At 31.2% G+C, this 19,541-nt stretch carries 19 protein-coding genes and 1 pseudogene; 10 read left to right on the top strand and 10 right to left on the bottom strand.

Annotated features, from left to right (window positions below):
* Nucleotides 1–9: 9 nt before the first annotated feature.
* Nucleotides 10–1,032, top strand: a complete 1,023-nt coding sequence (locus AB3G34_RS03420; protein WP_369753458.1) for a COX15/CtaA family protein — start codon at nt 10–12, stop codon at nt 1,030–1,032.
* A 63-nt stretch (nt 1,033–1,095) separates the two neighbouring features.
* Nucleotides 1,096–1,869, top strand: a complete 774-nt coding sequence (locus tag AB3G34_RS03415; protein WP_369753457.1) for a CDP-alcohol phosphatidyltransferase family protein — start codon at nt 1,096–1,098, stop codon at nt 1,867–1,869.
* A gap of 91 nt (nt 1,870–1,960) precedes the next feature.
* Here AB3G34_RS03415 and AB3G34_RS03410 read toward each other — a convergent pair whose 3' ends face one another.
* The 9 genes from AB3G34_RS03410 to AB3G34_RS03370 all read right to left on the bottom strand — a co-directional run bounded on the left by AB3G34_RS03410 (nt 1,961) and on the right by AB3G34_RS03370 (nt 11,134).
* Nucleotides 1,961–2,716 (bottom strand): LytR/AlgR family response regulator transcription factor, encoded by a 756-nt coding sequence (locus AB3G34_RS03410; RefSeq protein ID WP_369753456.1) that lies wholly within the window; start codon nt 2,714–2,716, stop codon nt 1,961–1,963.
* 45 nt (nt 2,717–2,761) lie between these two features.
* A complete protein-coding gene (locus tag AB3G34_RS03405) occupies nt 2,762–4,252 on the bottom strand; it encodes an ArnT family glycosyltransferase (RefSeq protein WP_369753455.1) in 1,491 nt (496 codons plus the stop codon).
* 58 nt (nt 4,253–4,310) lie between these two features.
* Nucleotides 4,311–4,664 carry a 2TM domain-containing protein gene (locus tag AB3G34_RS03400; protein ID WP_367768554.1) on the bottom strand — a complete coding sequence of 118 codons (354 nt, stop codon included), beginning with the start codon at nt 4,662–4,664 and terminating at the stop codon, nt 4,311–4,313.
* A 17-nt stretch (nt 4,665–4,681) separates the two neighbouring features.
* The gene (locus AB3G34_RS03395; RefSeq protein WP_367768551.1) at nt 4,682–4,987 is read right to left on the bottom strand and encodes a 2TM domain-containing protein; all 306 of its coding nucleotides are present in this window, start codon (nt 4,985–4,987) and stop codon (nt 4,682–4,684) included.
* A gap of 17 nt (nt 4,988–5,004) precedes the next feature.
* The gene (locus AB3G34_RS03390) at nt 5,005–5,316 is read right to left on the bottom strand and encodes a 2TM domain-containing protein (RefSeq protein WP_367752048.1); all 312 of its coding nucleotides are present in this window, start codon (nt 5,314–5,316) and stop codon (nt 5,005–5,007) included.
* A 249-nt stretch (nt 5,317–5,565) separates the two neighbouring features.
* Nucleotides 5,566–6,465 carry an alpha/beta hydrolase family protein gene (locus AB3G34_RS03385; protein ID WP_369753454.1) on the bottom strand — a complete coding sequence of 300 codons (900 nt, stop codon included), beginning with the start codon at nt 6,463–6,465 and terminating at the stop codon, nt 5,566–5,568.
* 222 nt (nt 6,466–6,687) lie between these two features.
* A complete protein-coding gene (locus tag AB3G34_RS03380; RefSeq protein ID WP_367768546.1) occupies nt 6,688–8,025 on the bottom strand; it encodes a histidine kinase in 1,338 nt (445 codons plus the stop codon).
* A gap of 46 nt (nt 8,026–8,071) precedes the next feature.
* On the bottom strand, nt 8,072–8,722 hold the full coding sequence (locus tag AB3G34_RS03375; RefSeq protein ID WP_367768544.1) for a hypothetical protein: 651 nt from the start codon (nt 8,720–8,722) through the stop codon (nt 8,072–8,074).
* 252 nt (nt 8,723–8,974) lie between these two features.
* Nucleotides 8,975–11,134: a TonB-dependent receptor domain-containing protein gene (locus AB3G34_RS03370; RefSeq protein ID WP_369753453.1), complete on the bottom strand. Its 2,160-nt coding sequence runs from the start codon at nt 11,132–11,134 to the stop codon at nt 8,975–8,977.
* 270 nt (nt 11,135–11,404) lie between these two features.
* Between AB3G34_RS03370 and AB3G34_RS03365 the strand changes: the two genes are divergently transcribed.
* The 8 genes and pseudogenes from AB3G34_RS03365 (at nt 11,405) to AB3G34_RS03330 (ending at nt 18,340) form a co-directional block, all read left to right on the top strand.
* Entirely contained in the window at nt 11,405–11,962 is a 558-nt protein-coding gene (locus AB3G34_RS03365; protein ID WP_369753452.1) for a sugar O-acetyltransferase, read from the top strand.
* Between the two features lie 3 nt (nt 11,963–11,965).
* Nucleotides 11,966–12,226 (top strand): hypothetical protein, encoded by a 261-nt coding sequence (locus AB3G34_RS03360; protein WP_367752037.1) that lies wholly within the window; start codon nt 11,966–11,968, stop codon nt 12,224–12,226.
* Nucleotide 12,227: 1 nt separating this feature from the next.
* Entirely contained in the window at nt 12,228–12,617 is a 390-nt protein-coding gene (locus tag AB3G34_RS03355; RefSeq protein WP_369753450.1) for a VOC family protein, read from the top strand.
* An 87-nt stretch (nt 12,618–12,704) separates the two neighbouring features.
* Nucleotides 12,705–13,244: a hypothetical protein gene (locus AB3G34_RS03350; protein ID WP_367752029.1), complete on the top strand. Its 540-nt coding sequence runs from the start codon at nt 12,705–12,707 to the stop codon at nt 13,242–13,244.
* Nucleotides 13,245–13,307: 63 nt separating this feature from the next.
* Nucleotides 13,308–13,667: pseudogene (locus AB3G34_RS03345) on the top strand (four helix bundle protein).
* Nucleotides 13,668–13,729: 62 nt separating this feature from the next.
* Nucleotides 13,730–14,788 (top strand): nucleoid-associated protein, encoded by a 1,059-nt coding sequence (locus AB3G34_RS03340; RefSeq protein ID WP_367768525.1) that lies wholly within the window; start codon nt 13,730–13,732, stop codon nt 14,786–14,788.
* 788 nt (nt 14,789–15,576) lie between these two features.
* Nucleotides 15,577–15,816 (top strand): hypothetical protein, encoded by a 240-nt coding sequence (locus AB3G34_RS03335; RefSeq protein WP_367768523.1) that lies wholly within the window; start codon nt 15,577–15,579, stop codon nt 15,814–15,816.
* Between the two features lie 160 nt (nt 15,817–15,976).
* Nucleotides 15,977–18,340: a GAF domain-containing protein gene (locus tag AB3G34_RS03330; RefSeq protein WP_369753449.1), complete on the top strand. Its 2,364-nt coding sequence runs from the start codon at nt 15,977–15,979 to the stop codon at nt 18,338–18,340.
* Here AB3G34_RS03330 and AB3G34_RS03325 read toward each other — a convergent pair.
* Nucleotides 18,337–19,527, bottom strand: a complete 1,191-nt coding sequence (locus AB3G34_RS03325) for a Pycsar system effector family protein (protein ID WP_369753448.1) — start codon at nt 19,525–19,527, stop codon at nt 18,337–18,339. The two genes, AB3G34_RS03330 and AB3G34_RS03325, sit on opposite strands and share 4 nt — an antisense overlap.
* Nucleotides 19,528–19,541 lie beyond the last annotated feature (14 nt).

Here is a 19,541-nt window from a genome sequence, read left to right as displayed (position 1 = left end):
AGTTTCAAAATGAAAAAACAGAATAAATCAGTTATAATTTGGTTGTTATCCGGTTGTTTATTAATTTTTATAATGGTAGTCGTGGGTGGAATCACCCGATTGACAAATTCAGGTCTATCGATGACTGATTGGCACTTGATAACAGATACTCTACCCCCATTAACAGAAGCAAAATGGCAAGAAGCATTTGACCAATACAAACAATTTCCTGAATATCAAAAAATCAATATCCATAATGATTTTACCCTTTCTGATTATAAATTTATTTATTTCTGGGAATGGTTTCACCGTTTTATAGGTCGTGCCATTGGAATGGTATTTATGCTTCCATTTATCTATTTTTTAATTCGAAAACAACTAGACAAAAGCACAATTAAAAAATGCATCATACTATTAGGCCTTGGTGGTTTACAAGGCTTTTTTGGTTGGTTTATGGTTCGAAGCGGATTAATTGATAATCCTGATGTAAGCCATTTTAGACTTGCCTTACACCTTACGACAGCCTTTATTACCTTTGCTTACACTTTTTGGGTAGCGTTAGACCTAATTTATCCAGACAAAAGAGCTGCTCAAAAATCGTTACAAACTATCGCTAAATATGCACTTGCTTTTTTATTATTGCAAATCATCTACGGAGGCTTTGTTGCAGGTTTAAATGCAGGTTTAATTCACAATCATTGGCCATTAATGAGTGATGGACAATTCATTCATGACTCGGTATTTTTAGAGCAAAAAAACCTGTTTTTAAGCTTTACCGAAGGAAAAAGTGGCGTGCAGTTTATACATAGAACATTAGCTTATTTTGTAGTTGCTATGATGCTTTTACTTTATTTTAAAAGCAAAAAATACGTATTGGACAATGGACAAAAATATGGTATTAATTTGCTTGTAATTCTTGTTTTTTTACAGTTTGCTTTAGGTGTTTTTACATTACTTTATGGTGTCCCATTATGGCTAGGATTGATCCACCAAATCAATGCTTTTTTCCTTTTATCAGCCATGACATATACCTTGCACCGATTGTCTAAATAACAACTTTTAGCTATATTTACATTTGACTATATTGTCACATTTCTTTGTTCATCTTAAACAAAAATGTCTAAACTTGCTGCTCAGGATAAGTTCTTCGATTTATCAGATTACGGAAGATCACCTGGAAAATTATTTGCAAAACGATTAAAAAACACTCGATTTACCCCTATACATGTTACGCTGCTTTTTGGCCTATCAGGTCTTATTGCTGTCTATTTTATAGTGCAAAATCAATACTATTTAGCAGGTGTTTTTATTATTTTAAAATCGATAATTGATGCCGCTGATGGGGAACTGGCACGCTTAAAAAAAAGACCATCCTACACTGGAAGATACCTTGACAGTGTCTTTGATATTTTTCTAAATTTTTTCTTTTTATCGGCAATTTGCTACGTTTCAGCAACGCCTTTTTGGGTCGCATTATTGGCTTTCTTTTGCATCCAATTACAGGGAACATTATACAATTATTACTATGTAATTTTAAGAAACAAATCAATTGGAGGTGACTCCACAAGCAAAGTTTTTGAGTACAAAATGCCTAAAGCTTTACCTGGAGAAAGTCAAAAATCAGTAGCCATTTTATTCGAAATTTACACTCTTGTTTATGGTGGTTTTGATAAAATAATTCACACCTTCGACAGTGATGCTTATAGAGTCAAAACATTACCAAATTGGTTTATGACTTTTGTATCTATCTATGGATTGGGTTTCCAACTATTAATAATAGCGCTGATGTTGGCCTTAGATTACATTGAATACATTGCTCCATTTTTTATAGTGTATTCCATTTTTATTTTTATCCTAATAGGAATAAGAAAGCGATATTTTAGACATTAATACCCAATAGAGATAATCTATTGTCGGTATTTAAAAAATTAAATACGAGATAGTTAAGCTATTTATTATAAACTCATAGTTTAATCACTAATTAAGCAATCCAATTTTTAAAATCAGAAACTTTTTCTCTACTTACAACAACCTCATCGGTGGTATACGACGGCAAAATTACTTTTAAACGAGAATTACTATAGACAATAATTTCCTTTATTGCCTTCATTGGAATAATGAATTTACGGCTCACTCGATAAAAAGCAGAAGGATCTAATTCTTGCTCCAATACTTCTAAAGTAGTTTCGACAAGATAATTTCTATTGTCAAAAGTATGAATATAAGTCCCCTTATTTTCGCTATAAAAACACTCTATTTCATCAGTAGAAATAACTTTTAGATGCTGCCCTATTTTTACTGTAAACCGCTTTTTGTAATTTTTTTCAAACGGATTTGAAAGCATTTTTTTGATCTCTTCAAAATCAATTTGAAGCTTTTCCTTTTTAGGTAAACGGTCCTTAAATTTTGCAATTGCAATTTCTAAATCATCTTCGTCAATAGGCTTTAAAAGATAGTCAATACTGTTCAATTTAAATGCTCTCAAAGCATATTCATCGTAGGCAGTTGTAAAAATAATTGCACTCTTAATTTCGATTTTTTCAAATATCTCAAAGGACAATCCATCCGACAATTGGATGTCCAAAAATATCAAATCTGGATGTTCATTATTCGAAAACCATTCAATAGATTCTTCAACAGAATGAAGCATTACTCCTACCTCCAGATTCAGCTTTTCTAATTTACGTTGCAACAATCTTGCTGCCGGTTTTTCATCTTCGATTATTATGATAGTCATAAAATATTGTTTTTAAAATCTAAATTAATGAGTGTAAAAAACATGTTATTCAAAAACATATTTTTCTAACAAAGGCCATTTTTTCTTCAGGTTAATTTTGGGTTTTCTACAAAGGTAAACGGGAATATTATTTTCTTCATCAATGGCATATTTATGCTTGATTATTTTAACCAATTTCACCTCCTGAAAAACACGATAAACGGCTACTTTTTCGTTCCCAACACTGATACAAAAAGTGCCATCTGTACTTCCCGTTCCCCAAGTCCAAAAACTCCCATGTGAACAAACTGGATTAGGCAAATGATACTTTTTTCCTAAAATTTCTAATGCACCAGCTTCACCATAATTCTCGGCCCAAATCATACAATTCTCTTTCTCTTTTAACGGTAAGGATTGATATAAACTATCTACTAATTTCACTTGTTCTTCCCAACCAAACATATCCGCATAATCCGATGTTAATTCGACTCTACCGTCCTGTAGCTTTTTTGCATCAGCATATTCCACATAATCCGTGATAGGCAAAATAGGTATTGCTAAAGGCAAAAAAGGAAGAGCCGGAAGTAATAGTACCGCAGCCACAACATAAATCCATTTAGGCTTATTCTCCAATAATTTTTCGATTTTCACGGCACCTGCTGCAAACAGTATTGGATAAATGGCAAAGAAATAATAGGCTTTGGATTCCATAATCCATAGGGTTCCAAAGATGACAAGCGTGGCAACTCCAAAAATTTTATACTTTTTTAAATTGGTATCCAAAAAATAAGCAACTAGACCAATGAGGCTAATCGTAAATGTGAAAGGGTGTTTGATTTGTTCGATAACAAAATCAAATGTACCATTAGCATCTAATTGAGTTTCTTTTAATTTCTTTAAGTGCAAAATGAGAGGAAAATGGTGGTTTACTTGCCAAATAATATTGGGGAGAAAAATTAAAAAAGAAATAATTCCTGAAATATACAACCATTTATTTTTGAATAATTTCCCTTTATCGTAAAACATCAATCCAATAAAAACTCCAAATCCCCAAACTAGAATGGTGTATTTATTCATCAAGCCAATACCAAAAGTAATTCCTAGAAGCACCAGAAATTTAATTTGTTTGGTATTGAAGTATTTAATTAAAAAATAGAATCCTAAAGTCCAGAAAAACTGATCAAAAGCTACTGGCTGAAATAATAAATGGTTGCGGTAAAAGGGTAAGAATGCCAAAACTGAAATTCCTGCTAACAAAACGGCATTTCTCTTTCCGCCCAATTCTTTGGCAATGAAACAACAGATTATAAGTATTCCAATTCCAGCTAAAGTAGAAAAAAAACGAATTCCTGATAAAGAGTATCCAAAAACGAAATGAGCCACTTTACCTACGAAAGCAATAAAAGGTGGAAATTCAAAATAACCCCAATCCAAGTGTTCACTTACTGATAGGTGCAATAATTCATCACGATGGAAACCATAATTTTGATTTCCAATTAAATGAATTATAAGTTTTATAAAGGCTAAAACGGCAATAACTGGTACATATTTTTTCAAGGTAGCTAGCTTTCTAGTTTACGGTTAAATAATAAAGAATCAAATCTAAAAATTCATTTTACTCCCATTTATTATTTTTATCCTTATCCATTAATTCTTGAATTTTCTTCTCTTCCCAATCGGATCCAAAAAACAACTCTCTTCCAAAAACTGATAATCCATGTGATAGCAAACCAATTCCCCAGAATAAAGCCGTACTCCATGTCTCCCATTTCCAAAAGACTTCACTTCCGAGCAAGCTTCTATTAAAAGTAGAAAGCACTATAAAGGCATTAACTAAAACGTAAACTAATAAATGAACATAAAACCCTTTTATTCTTTTTACTCTTCTATAAGCAATATCATAACGCGCATCAGGACTATCATTCCCTGACGTATAATTTTCATACATTCTTCGTCTAAATCTTCCCATTTTTATAAAAATTTAAATTATTCCCAATTATTTCTGGATTGTTCTTCTTTATCTATAAACTCTTTTATTTTTCTTTTTTCCCATTCTTTATTAAAAAAAGGAGGGTAATCAAAAGCGATTAAACCATGTAAAACTATTGGTATTGCCCAGCCCAACAAGCACCACAAACACCACAAATATTCTGGAGAAGTAATCAGATTTACTGCAATTACAATTGGATTTGTCAGAAGATATACTGTAAGATGCACATAAAAACTTTTAATTTCTTTTACTTTTTTTTGCGCTTCATAATAGCGTTTCTCCTCTTGATAATTATTTTCCATTTTATTGATTTAAAATATTATTTCCATTTCTGCATTTTTTCCTTCTCCATAAATTCTTTGATTTTTTGCTCTTCCCAATCTTTACCTAGAAATGGCATGTAATTAAAAACCTTCATCCCGTGAAAAAACACACCCATTCCCCAACCTAATAGCGGCCAAAAAAACCATAAATATTCTGGTGAGGTAACCAAATTAAGTACTAAAAGCCCCGTGTTTACAACAATATAAGAGATCAAGTTTCCGTAAAATCCTTTAATTTCCTCTACTCGCTTTTTAGCCTTAAAATAACGTTCTTCGTTTTGATATTTATTCTCCATGATTATTTCCATGTTTGTTTATTATCTTCTTTAATTAAAATCTCTTGAATTTTTCTTTCTTCTCACTAATCGGTAAATATATTAAATTTTACAGGCATGTATTAATAAACGAATTCCTCTACTAACGTTCTTGGAATGCGGCTTTGCAAGGTTTCGAAATTCTTGGCAGTGATCTTTCAGCTAAGATAAAATTTCCCACGGAACGCAAACATAAATTTATAAGAAAATTCTTAATATTTCTATACAATTGTAGGCATTTCTTTATTTTGATACTTTAGACTTTTGAATACTCAAAGCTTTCTGTTTTATCCATTGAATTGAAATATCAACAGGTTCAGCATCATTGTCAGAAGAAGTATTGTGTCCTAAGTTAGAAAACAAAGTATATTCGAAAGGTCTACCTAGAACTTTCAATGTGTTTAATTGCTCGATACACATCTTTACCGGGATCTGTATATCTTTCTCACCAAAAAGCCAAAGTCCCGGAATTGAAAGTTTATTTAGAGCGTTTTTGGGATCAGTAGCCGTAAATTGATAGCGGTCAGCATCATTTTTGACATGTTCACGAGCATCCGCTTCTGAATGAGTTTCCCAAAAATTGTTGTTTCCATTGGTATAAAACTGAAACCTTAGTTGTTCCAGAGTTGTAATTGTTGGGCAACTAAACAAAACCATAAATTCTATTTTCGGATTTTTACTTGTAGTAATTGGGATTATCCACCCTGCTTGACTAAAGCCAACTAATCCAATAGGTATCTTTTTATCCTTCAAATAGGTTCTAAATGTATTTACTGCTGTATTTGCATCGTGAGATAATAAACTAAGATTAGTTGTGTCAATATTATTAGTACCAACAGATGGTCCCACATATACACCGCCTGATTCCCCAACTCCTCGTTTATCATATGTAAATACAGCAATGCCTTCTTTGGCAAGACGTTTTGCAAACTCCAATTCTCTTTTTACAGGGTCAGACCCATGAACAATTACAACAGCTGCAAATGTTTTTTTTGGCGTTAAAATTGAGCCTGAAAGAGTGACGCCCTGACTTTCGAATTTTACATCTTGAATTGTAAATTCCGTTGATTGAGAAAATACAATTTCTGGTAAAGTTATTACTACTAACCAAATAAATAAGTTTGAAAAAGAGTTAATGTTCATTTTTGTTTAATGTAAAAATTTGTTTTTTAAGTGTTTTTAGCATTGCCCACAACTACTGAATATGAACACCATTGTAATTCAGGAGTGAATTTCTAGTTAATAAAAATATAGTACGAGTTACACTAAAATAGATGAACAAATGCAACTTAAATGCTTTGATTTTATTGAATCTTTTTTTTGCCTTAGAATAGCAATCTTCTTCTTGATATTTATTCTCCATGACTATTTCCATGTTTGTTTTGCATCTTCTTTACTCAATATTTCCTGGATTTTTCGTTCTTCCCAATTCGAGCTATACCCAAAAACTTTCAAAGCATGCATGATTAAACCAAATCCCCAACCACCTGCTGAAAACCAAAACCATTGAAATTCTGGCGAATACCTTAGATTAATAAAAATTAAAAAAGGAATTACACAGCAATAAGAAATTAAATTTCCATAAAAACCCTTCAATTCTTCTACACGCTTTTTTGCTCTGTAGTAGGCATTGTTTTCATCGTATTCTTTTGTCGTTTCCATAACTGTAATTTGTTTGGTCAAAATTGGTATTTTGACCGAAAATACTTTTTCATTTTGTGCTATCAATACTTTCCTATCGGTGATAATTCCGTATCGATTAATTATATTTTGAAGACCAACTCCTTGACGGTCTTGTAATACTTCTTTCTTTTGAAAATCATTTTCAACTACTAAATAACTTCCTTGAATGCTAATTCGAATATGCAAAGGTCTTTTTTCACTTACCACATTGTGTTTTACTGTGTTTTCTAACAACAACTGCAAGGAAAGCGGGACGACCTTAGCTTCTGGATCAATTATTGAATTTGGTAATTCATAAAACAAACTATTCTCAAAACGCATTTTAAGCAAGTTCATATACGTTTTGGCGAAAGCCAATTCTTCTTCAACAGAAACTAATTCTTTGTCTTTTTGTTCTAATACATACCTGTAAATCTTCGACAAGGAAGTCGTGAATCGCTGTGCATTATCCGGATTTTCTTCGATCAAAGAACTCAATACATTCAGACTATTGAATAAAAAATGTGGGTCTATTTGATTCTTTAAACTTTCGAATTTCGCATTGGCAGTTCCAGCGATGATTTTCTGTTCTTTTACTTTGTTTTCGTTGTATAATTTGTAGAAATAAAAAGTATATAACGATAGTGTTACAAAAAAAGTAATACTAATTGAAAACAAATAATTGGATGGCTTTTCAGCTGATAAAAACTCTTGAAATGTCATCCCATTGACTAAAACTTCTTCAAAAATACGCAGTAAAAAAATAACGAATAAAGAAAGTAAAAATGCTCCAAAAAATCCAATTACAATCCTTTTTAGAGAAAACCTATCCTTTTTAAAATACAAATCTAGGGAGTTAAAAAGATACATATTAGACACATACAGTGATAACGTGTACAACAAGGTAAATCCAAAACTAATTAATAAACTTAGATCAAATCGTATTGTATTCCCTAAAATTAAGTTCAAAAATTGAGCTATAAAAAAGATAATAAATGAGAGTACAAATACTTTAGGTATTTCTTTATTAATTTTATACATATTATTTTAAATTAAGTAATAGGAAAATTGAATTTGATTAATTATCCTATTTACAGTTTTTCTGTGCTTCTAAAGCTCTGTCTAATCCCCATTTAGGAGAAAAAGGTGTTTCAGGTTTAAAAGTAGCAAAAAGTTCAATGGCTTTATCAATTTGAGCACACATCGGTTTGGTATCTTTTCCCCAAAACTTGGCTCCGCCTATTTCAAATTCTGCTTTTGAATAAACTACTCTCGGATTATTAGGTGCAATTGCTTCAGCTTTTGCGTACAATCCCATAGTAGGTCCAGATAGTTTTTGTCCGTTCGTCATAGGGTCGAAAACAATCCAAGCGGTATTAATCATAGCCTGCATCACATACAATTCGGCATTATTTTGATCTTTACCCATTTCTACATCTAAAGCGTTTTGTGCTTTCGAAAGTAATAAATTTATTTTTTCTTTATCCTTAGTTCCAAAAGCAGTTGTAGTATTTACTAAAGCCACATAGTAATTAGGCAACCAGTTCGTAGGTTCAGCAGCGGCAATTCTTTCGAATAAATCAGAAGCTTCTGTAGTTTTCCCTTCTCCCCAAAGTCCAAAGGCTTTTCCCATTCCTTGTTCAAACTTCCCTCCTGTTGACTCCATAGTGCTTTGTTGTCCTTGAGCCGATAATAATGTAATAACAAATAGTGCGAAAGTGGTAATTAATTTGGTCATGATTTCTAGTTTTTAAGATTGATTAATTTTTTATTGATGATTGAAACGTTGTTAATTTATATTTCAAAAGTATTTCAGAAATACGGTTGTAAAAATTTATAATTACTGAACTGTTGAATTTTAAGGATGAATCGGTAAATTAGTTGAAAGTCATAAAGTCGAAAGTCACATTGTTTGCGGAAATACTTTAAGTCTTTGAAAATCCAAATCATTCTTCCTTTTAAACTTTCAACTTTATAACTTTAAGACAAATTACAGATTCTTCAACTGATTGTCTTTTTTGTCTTTGCTAATGGTCCAAAAGAAACCAACAAAGAAGAACCGATCTGCTGTGGGCGTGATGGTTTTTCGGTTATAATAACCCGCTGCATTTGGGTCTTTAGCATAATCATATCCAAAAACATTTTGTGTTCCTAATACATTTGAAACGGAGATATATAATATCTTTTGAGCACTTATTAAATACGCCCAGTTAAAACTTAAACTATTATACGATTTCGTTTTTCCATTCATGAATTGGGTTTCATTTGGATTATTATAGGGACGTCCTGAGCTAAAAGAATTCGTAAATCCAATTTGTGATCTCCAGTCTGATATCCAATATTTAGTTACGATTGACAAACTATGATCAGCGACAAAACTGGGGGTTGCGGCTACTGGGAAATTTTTATAATCTCTTTTGGTATCGATATAAGAATAGGAAATCCAATATTCTAGATTTTTAATTGTTTTTCCATCCCTCCAGAATAAATCCAACCCTTTAGCGTATGCTGAACCCGTATTATTAAAAACCGAATTATAAGCAATATCCTGAGTATCGTATTTTACTAGATTATTGTAGTCTTTATAATAGGCTTCGGCTCTAAAGGTTTTACTGTCTTTAGCATATTGAAAATTCAAAATATAATGAGCCGCTTTCTCACTTTCAAACTGATGGTATTTAGAATATTTTATATAATCAACAGATGGACTTTGAGAGAAATCTCCGTAAGCCAATGAGAACTGACTATTTTTAGCTACTTTGTATGCTAATGAAAGTCTTGGAGCAAGGGCAGTTTCATCAAGTAAATCATTGTACGAAGCTCTTAACCCAATTTTGGCGGCAAACTTTTTCGAAAATAAAACATCGGCTTCCGTGAAGACTGCTGCAATATTCGAGTTGTACCCATTTGTATTCGTTGTTCCAAGATTAGGTTTGAAATCTTCATTGAATTTGGTACTAAAATAATCCCCTCCAAAAGACAATTTAAAATAATTAGAAAAGCTTTTCTTCAATTTCAATTTTAAATGGGCAGCATTTTCATCATTATCAACTTTATTTAAATCCAATCCTATTTTATTTTTACTATACCCATAACTCATACCAGTAGTAATTTGCCAATTAGTTCCAAAACCGCCTTTGTATGAAGTATTCAAATAAAAATTATCATTGTTTAGATTCACCCTTATTTTCTCTGGACTGTTTATATTTTCCTGATTAATATCAAATTTAGAAGAATCAAAAGCAGCATACAATTTCAGAATTCCGTTATTAAAATTATAGCGATACACCGTTTCTCCCGACAAAGATTGAAAAGGACTATTCCAGTCCACATTTTGTGGAATTGCTGCTTGGTAAGGAGCTAAATTGATATACGAAGCATTTACACTCAGTGAACTCTTTTCCCATTTTTGAGTATTTCCAAGCCCTAAGCCAACAGTCATTAGTGAAATTTCGGTTTTGTTTTGATCCGGATTGTCCTCCGTATTTAAAAGCAATACGCTCGATAACGCTTCCCCATATTCGGCAGAATACCCTCCAGTAGAGAAAGCAATACCATTGAATAAAAATGGAGAAAACCGACCACGAGTAGGCAAATTATTAGTTGTTGCGCCATACGGTTGTGCCACACGAATACCGTCGACAAAAGTTTGAGTTTCATTAGCTTCTCCTCCTCTAACAAACAAACGACCGTCTTCACCCACACTTTGCGTCCCAGGTAAGGTTTGTAAAGCAGCAATAATATTCCCAGCCGAACCTGCTGTGGTTACAATATCTAACGGTTTTAAAACTGAAACCCGTGCTTTCTCACCTGATTCCATTGTGCCAGCTGTAATCACAACCGCGTCCAAAGCATTTAAATTCTCTTTTAGTTTGATGGTTTTTCCCTGAAAATTAGCAACATCAATTTGAGTTTTTGAAGTTTCGTAAATTAAAAAACTAACTACTAATGTTTGATTTCCTTTTTCGTCCGTTACAAATGAGAAATCCCCCATTTCATTAGATGTTGCTCCGTCGTAAGTTCCTTCGATAAAAACATTAGCGCCAACGATTGGTTTTCCTTTTTCATCTATCACTTTTCCTGAAATAGTAGCTTGTGCAAATAGTAAAGTGGTAAAAAATAAAGTAATTAATGTAGTGATTGATTTCATTTGGTTTGATTTTGATTCTCCAAATGTATTTTGATTGTCTCTTTTTAAAAACTTAAACTAACTGAACTGTCAATTTTCAGGGATGAGTTGTAGTCGATTTGATTTTCTGTTATATTTACATCAAATCGTAAGGATTTACAATGGCGATTTGCATGAGGGATGGCAGTGGAAATCCTCCCATTTTTCATGGGAGATTGCAACGAACAGCCCGACCGAAGCTTTTGCGGAGGGCATGCCCAAGAAATATTTAGAAACAAAGATTTATAGTAAATGAAAACGGAACAAGAAAAAATGATTGATGGTGAGTATTACTTGGCTGGAGATCCTGTTTTAGTTAAAGGGCGAAGAAAGGCAAAAAACTTGCTACATAGCTTGAATGTTACTCAATATCGAGTGACCAAAAAAGCACGTGAGATTATAGCAGAATTGATTCCGAATGCTGGAGCAAATCTTTATATTGAACCTCCTTTTCATTGCGATTATGGATACAATATATTATGTGGAGAAAACGTTTATTTTAATGTCAACTGTGTGGTGCTGGATTGTGCAAAAGTAACAATAGGTTCGAATGTGTTTTTTGCACCCGGAGTTCAATTGTATACTGCTACGCATCCACTGGAAGCTGAATTAAGAAAAACTCTTGAAAGTGCTCTACCAATAACCATTGGAGACGATTGCTGGATTGGTGGAAACTCCGTTATTTGCCCAGGAATCACTATTGGTAAAGGTTGTGTTATAGGTGCTGGATCAGTAGTTACTAAAGACATGCCCGATAATTCACTGGCAGTTGGAAATCCAGCGAAAGTCATACGAAAACTAAATCAATAAACTATGTCACATGTATTAGCTAAACTCAACAATGTTCCAATTGCAGTTATTAAAGAAATCCTAGAAAAAGACAAGGAATTTCATGCCTCCCAAGGAATGTATTTAGAAAACATTTGGCAAAACACAGATAACGATACCGAAGTTTTCTTTTTGTTTAAAATTGATTCTATCGAAAAAACAAAAGTACTCATCAACAAATTACACGCACAAGCTTTAGTGGAAAATCCCGAAGCTAATTTACCCACCATGATTTATTTACAATAAAATGCTAGAACTTAACAAAATACACCACATCGCCATTATCTGTTCTGATTATCAAAAGTCAAAGGATTTTTATACTGAAATTTTAGGATTAAAAATCATTCAAGAAATTTATCGAGAAGAAAGAGAATCCTATAAATTAGATTTGTCTTTAAACGGAAACTTTGTTGTCGAACTTTTTTCTTTCCCAAATCCACCTCAAAGACCTTCGACTCCAGAATCCTGTGGTTTGCGTCATTTGGCTTTTGAAGTAAATGATATTGAAAAAACAAGAGCTTTTTTAATTACAAATAACATTTCTTCTGAAGAAATTCGAGTAGATGCCTATACTCAAAAACGATTTTTCTTTATTGCTGATCCTGATGGTTTGCCGTTAGAGTTTTATGAATTGTAATCAAAAATCTTATTAACAAATCAAGTTTCTTAAAAAGATATCTGAAATTAAATTTTACCTTTGACCTTTCAATAAAAAACAAAGATTATGGTTTACAAATTCAGAGTAATTCTAGATGCTGAAGAAGATATATTTAGAGATATAGCAATACTTGCTGATGATACTTTAGAAGATTTACACAACGCTATCTTCAATTCATTTGGTTTTGACGGCATGGAAGTAGCCTCTTTCTATACTTGTGATGAAACTTGGAATCAAGAGGATGAAATTTCACTTTTTGATACTGGAGATGTTCCAGGGGAGCAAAAAATCATGAGTGATTATGTTTTATCCGATTTATTAGATGATGAAAACACTAAGATTATCTATGTTTATGACTTCATCAATATGTGGACATTCCTTGTAGAACTAGCTGCAATTGAAGAGCAAGAAGCAGGGAATTTATATCCTGAGACCTTATTTTCACATGGTGAAATGCCAGATGAAGCTATGGAAAAAAACTTTGAAGCAGACAATGCTGATGATTTTGCCAGCGAATTTGAAGATGATTTAGATGAAGATGATCTAGATATGTTTGGAGGAGATGATAGCTTTGAAGATTTTGGATTTGAAGAGAATTGGAATTAGTTTTTTGAGTGACAAAGCTGCATAGTTTCAGAGTGACAAAGACTTTTAGCCGTTATAAAAAATATGGGAACATTTAGAGATTTATTAATATGGCAAAAATCAATGGTACTCGTTACTGAAATTTACACTTTGTCTAATAATTTCCCAAAAGAAGAAATTTATGCCCTTACCTCTCAATTAAGAAGAAGTGCTATATCGATCCCTAGCAATATTGCTGAAGATTAGGGTAGAAACGGAAACAAAGATTATTTGAAATTTTTAAATATTGCTGTTGCATCATTATTTGAATTGCAAACACAACTCGAAATTGCTTTTAATTTAAAATATATTAACCAATTACAATTTAACAAAACATACGAAGATAGCAGAGAAGTAGAAAGAATGATAAGTGCTTTTTGTCGAAAAATTAAAACTGATTTATAATCGCTTTTTTGTTCGAAATACTTTGAAACTCTGAAACTCTGAAACTTTGAAACTCATAGCCAATGATCAACTTATTTAACACACATATTGAGACACTTTCTATTCACAGGGTAGGAAATAAAAGTCGCAATGAAGCTATTTTCTTATCGGAGCAACCATTTAGCCTTCAAGACGAAATTGTACCTCTTATAAAAGAATTTTTTCTAAAACCATTTAGAGAAAAAGAGGAGAACTATTTCCAGTTTGCCCATGAAGTAGATTTGGATTACAACGACATGTATAAATATGCTTCGGAAATATTTGACAACCCTAGCAGTTTACACGAAGGTTCTAAAAAAATCACACAACATCTATTTGATCAATCAAACCATCCACACATTAAGAATGGTGAGGTTTATGTTACGTATTTGACCAATGTAAATATTGATAATAATGTAGTGGACGCCATTGGAATTTTTAAAAGTGAATTACAATCGGACTTTTTACAATTTGAAGAAAAAGGAACACATCTAGAAATGATTTTACAACAAGGTATCAACCTAAGTAAATTAGATAAAGGATGTATTATTTTTAATCATAAAAAAGAAGAAGGATATAAAATACTTACAGTTGACAGCAACCGTTATGATGCTCGTTACTGGTTAGAGCATTTCTTATCAGTTGATGCATTTGAAGATGAGAATTTCATTACTAAGAAATATTTGAAATTCTGTCAAAGTTTTGCCAAAGATGTTGTTTTTCCAGCAGAAGACAAAAAAGAAGAAGTCATGTTCATGAATCGTTCTGTAAATTATTTCGCCAAAAACGATCAGTTTGAAGAGACTAATTTTTTAAATGAAGTTCTTGACAACCCAGACTTAATTCCTGAATTCAAGAATTACAAAGTTGATAAAGGAGAAAAATACAGTATTGAAGATGTAACCTCATTCCCTATTGCTAATGCAGCAGTTACTGATGCACGTAAGTCAATCAAAAATGTAATCAATCTAGATACACACATTCAAATAAAAATGGATTTCATTAATCCTGAAAGTGCAGAGAAATTTGTTGAAAAAGGTTGGGACGAAGAAAAGCAAATGTATTATTACTTGGTTTATTTCAACAAAGAAGAGAAATCATAAACCGTAAATCATAAATTAAGACCTAAAAAACCCTCAATTATAATATAGTTGAGGGTTTTTTGATGCCGCAAGCAGAAAGTAACAAATATAGTATTGACCTATAATCATAAGGTATTTACTATAAATAAACTAAATTTATGTATTTCATCGATTTTTTTAATCGTTTTAACGGATTAATTCTATATTTACAGTCCCCAAACCTACCTAAACAATTATTATTATGAGACAAATTAATTAGCCTATTGTTTTACATAATTAAGAAATCAAATATTTTTAAAATCTAATGAATATTAGATAGAATAAGCCCCTTTATTTAATGACATTTAATTGTCAATAAAATAAAAAGAGAGTTATTTATTAAAAAAATAACTCCTTAGATTTGATCTAGATATAATAATTGTTCAAAACTTAAATTAAAGAGATGCTGATACTATTAATCATACATTGTTTACAAACAATAAAAAAAAGGTTTTACGAGGTTCAAGTTATTCGAATAGAAAAGAATTAATTTATGTCTAATTATTATTGATTAGTCTTGAATTATAAAATAAATCTAAATTATGAGTTAGTCCTATAATTTTTATTTAAAAAAATTTTGCCCCAAATTTTTAATCTCTAATTACTTTCAGTAATTAGAGATTTTTTTTATATTTTAATTTATTATTGTTACAAAATATACGTAATACCTTGTTAAAAATAAATAAACACGCATTTAATCGATAAATTTAGGGATATTAACGATAATTTAATAAGTTTATTATCCCCAAATCTACCTAAACAACCTAATTATGACCAAAGTAGAAATCAAAGACATTTTTCTAAGTAAAAAAATGATTTGCAAAATTATTGGTCATAAAATCATCCTATCAAGAAGAATTACCAATCACATCAATGAATATAAATGTTCAATCTGTGATTTAGAATTAACAAATGATGATGAAGGTAATAGAACCAACCTCACTCCTGAATTAAAAGAAATCAACGAAACTTTAATCCAATTTTATAAAAAAAAACTCCATAAAGCATAACCTATAGTACGCTCCAAAAAACATCCTTACTTTTCCCTGTTTTAGTGTAAATAAGACACAAAAGGCCAATAGGAAAAGATTGACAAAAAGAACACAATAAGTTATCAAAATGTACTTTTAATTTTAGTTTTTTGTAGATTTGTACCCTATATCATATTTTATGGGAAACATTAATTTTTTCAAAGAAAGTCCATTTAAAACCTTAATTTCATTTCATAAACTGATTGAATCTTTGGAGGAAATAGCTTTGTCTGAAATTGATTATCGCTCCAATTATGCCAAAGCATTATTAAAAGAAATTGAACATATTCCTGAGTTTAGTACTGGTATTGAAGATATATCTATTATTGAGGATAATAAAACACTCATAAAATACTTACTGGCTGATTTATTTCCAACTGCATTGACAAAAAATGAAATCAAGGCGGTTACAATTCCCTTTCAAAACTTGACCTTTAATTTTTCGGAACGATTTAGTAAAATTCTAAAAGAGGCAGGCGGTACTTTTGACATGTCCATTAGAGACCTTGACGGGGATCAGTTATACATTGTAAGTTGTATACTCATCTTGAATACGGTTTACCAACAACACTTTGAAATCAATAAACCTTTATTTTATGATATTCCTGATTCAAATGGCATACTAAAACATTATCGTATTCTTTATAATGCTGATTTTTTAGAAATAACTCCAACTAAAAAATCAATTGCATTAACCCCAGAAGATATTGATCAATTAATGGATAATTATGATGACATCTCGTTATGGAAACAAAAATTTCCAATAGAAAGTTGGATATTTAAGGGTTTTGGTATCGTAACTCTTTTTGATGCTACCACAGAAAGTGCAATTTCTAATTTAAAAAGTAACTTATTAAAGTCTGAAACCGATGCCGGAAATCAAGAAAATTTTGAAACTATATTTAGGTCCATCTTTAAAATTCCCGATTTAAAAGTAGGTTTAATCTTTTATGATGAAAAACAAGATAAATTCATAAAGCCGCCATTCAATAACAAAATAAAAAGTTACATTCTTTTTGAACAGGATGAAATGGTCGATTGTAACAAAGCCTTTTTTGGATGTTCTCAAATTACTCTTTTGAATGAAAAAAAAACATTTATAATTTCAAATGTTGAAAAATTCTCTACAATCTTAGGAAATGAGACTTTAGGAAACCATTTATTGAAACAAAATATAAAAAGTTGTATTCTGGCTCCTGTCTTAAAAAACGGCAAACTACTTGGTATTATAGAGCTAGTATCTTCCAAAACAAAAGAACTTAACAGTATCAATGCTAACAATTTAGACCTTCTACTGCCATATGTAATTGATTCTTTGGAACGCTACAATGTCGATTTACAAAACCAAATAGAGGCAGTAATTCAAAGAGAATATACTGCAATCCATTCCAGTGTATATTGGAAATTTAAGAACGAAGCTGAAAAATACTACCAAACGAACAGCCCAAATAAAGACTATATCTTTAAAGAAATTGTATTTAAAGAAGTATATCCTTTATATGGTCAAATAGACATTAAAGGCTCTTCACAGCATAGAAATGACACTGTTAAAGAGGATCTTAAAAATCAATTAAAAACATTGTTAACTATTTTTGAGAGCTTGAAATCTAATAGCTCACTCACATTATTGGAACAACGAAAATTTGAAATGCAAACCTATTTTAAAGAACTTGAAAAGGAATTAAAAGCAGATACTGAGCAACAAATTCAAAACTATATTCAAAAAGAAATACATCCTATTTTAAATAACTCTAAGATTGACAATACGTGTCAATTAATAATTAACCAATATTTTGAAGAATTAGATCCTAAAACAGCTTTGTTTTATCATTCTAGAAAAAAGTTTGATGATGCAATGTCCATTATCAATAAAAAAATGGCTTCCATTCTAGATAAGGAACAACTTGATGCTCAAACCATTTTTCCTCATTATTTTGAACGATTTAAAACTGATGGAGTAGAACATAATTTATATATTGGAGCCTCTATCACACCTTCACAACCTTTTGACATCATGTATCTTAGCAACCTGAGATTATGGCAATTACAAACTTTATGCAAAATGGAATTAGAACACCATCGATTAAAAAAAGCCTTACCATATGAGTTAGATGTGACTTCATTAATTTTAGTATTTAGCTCCCCACTTTCCATACGATTTAGAATGGACGAAAAACGTTTTGACGTAGATGGAACATATAATGCCCGCTATGAAGTAGTAAAAAAACGCATTGACAAAGCAAATATTAAAGGTACGCAAGAAAGAATAACTCAAAAAGAAAAAATAACAATCGTATATTCTCATAGCTATGAGGAAACTGAATATTTGAAATACATTAAATTTTTGCAATTCAAAAAAATTCTAGAACCTACTATAGAACAATTTGACATTGAAGAGCTACAGGGCGTTTCAGGTTTAAAAGCTTTACGAATAAAAGTGTTTAATACAGAGTCTTCTAATGATAAATATTCTTATCAGGAATTATTAAGTGAAATAAATTAAGCTCTAACAGAATAAAAAGCCAGTACAAATGCAATCACCGAAATAATAATTCCGATCATAAAAATATTATAAGTAATCCTTAACAATCTATATTTTTTTTCAAGTACTAAGCCTAAATAATATAAATCTTTAATTAAAGAATTATATAAGTATTCGTTGTCTTTCATCATTTCATTTACAGCCCATTCATATTCTTCTAAAGGCATTTTATAAAAATTACCAAAAAACAACAAATTTACTTTTCTATCCTCAATGTCTTTTCGCGTAAAAATACCACTGGTAACTTTTGGGCGTGTAGATAGGATGGCAAAAATTATTGAAATCACACTAAACATAAGCATAATAAATGTTGGCATAACCAAATGCGCGTTATTTGCACTATCTAATTTTGGAATAATTGACGAAAGCGCAATAGAAATAATAATTGCATTTACTGAAAGTAGAATATTGGCTTTACTGTCAGCAATACCACTTAATCTCGTGTGATTACTTAATGTGATTCGAAACAAAGTGTCAACACCACGATCCGCTTTTTTGTTTTTCTCCGTTTTCTTTTTATTTTTTATTTTCTTAGGCATTTCTTCCATTTTGGCTTCTATTTTTTTTATTTTATCTTGAACCAAGAGTATGTTTTTTTCCTTTAACGGCGTCCAATTAGCAATTGCAAAATCAGTATAATATTGATGACATTGTGTTAGTATTCTATAATTCTCGCTATCCCATTCAAAATCATTATAGAATTTTTGCAGTGTATTTTCCCATTCCGCTCTTAACGATTCACAAATACTTAAATAATCAGGACTCGCAAAATGAGAATAATCAGCATCTCTTATGATTTTTTCCAGAACCGTATTAGGTGCATAATCGAATGTAGTAGCTTGAATTGTACTAGCCACTTTTTCAATGTATTCTGTAGATTTGTCTTTTTCTTTGAGGAAATCAGTGGCTATCGTTACACTAGAAAGCTCATGATGATCACAACCTTGAATGTAACCTGTATCATGAAACCAAGCCGCTATTAAAACTATTTCCCTATCTAATTGACTTAAAGACTCTTTCTCACTAAGGACTTCAACCGCCTTAACCACATCCATTGTGTGCTTAACATTATGATATGTAAATGAAATAGAAAGTCTATCTTTGAGTAATTTAATTACAAAATTTTCGGCTTGTTCTATAAGATTCATAAAAATTTTTATAA

Source organism: Flavobacterium sp. WC2409, from assembly GCF_041200085.1.
GTDB lineage: Bacteria > Bacteroidota > Bacteroidia > Flavobacteriales > Flavobacteriaceae > Flavobacterium.
This window is presented reverse-complemented; position numbering and strand designations above follow the sequence as displayed.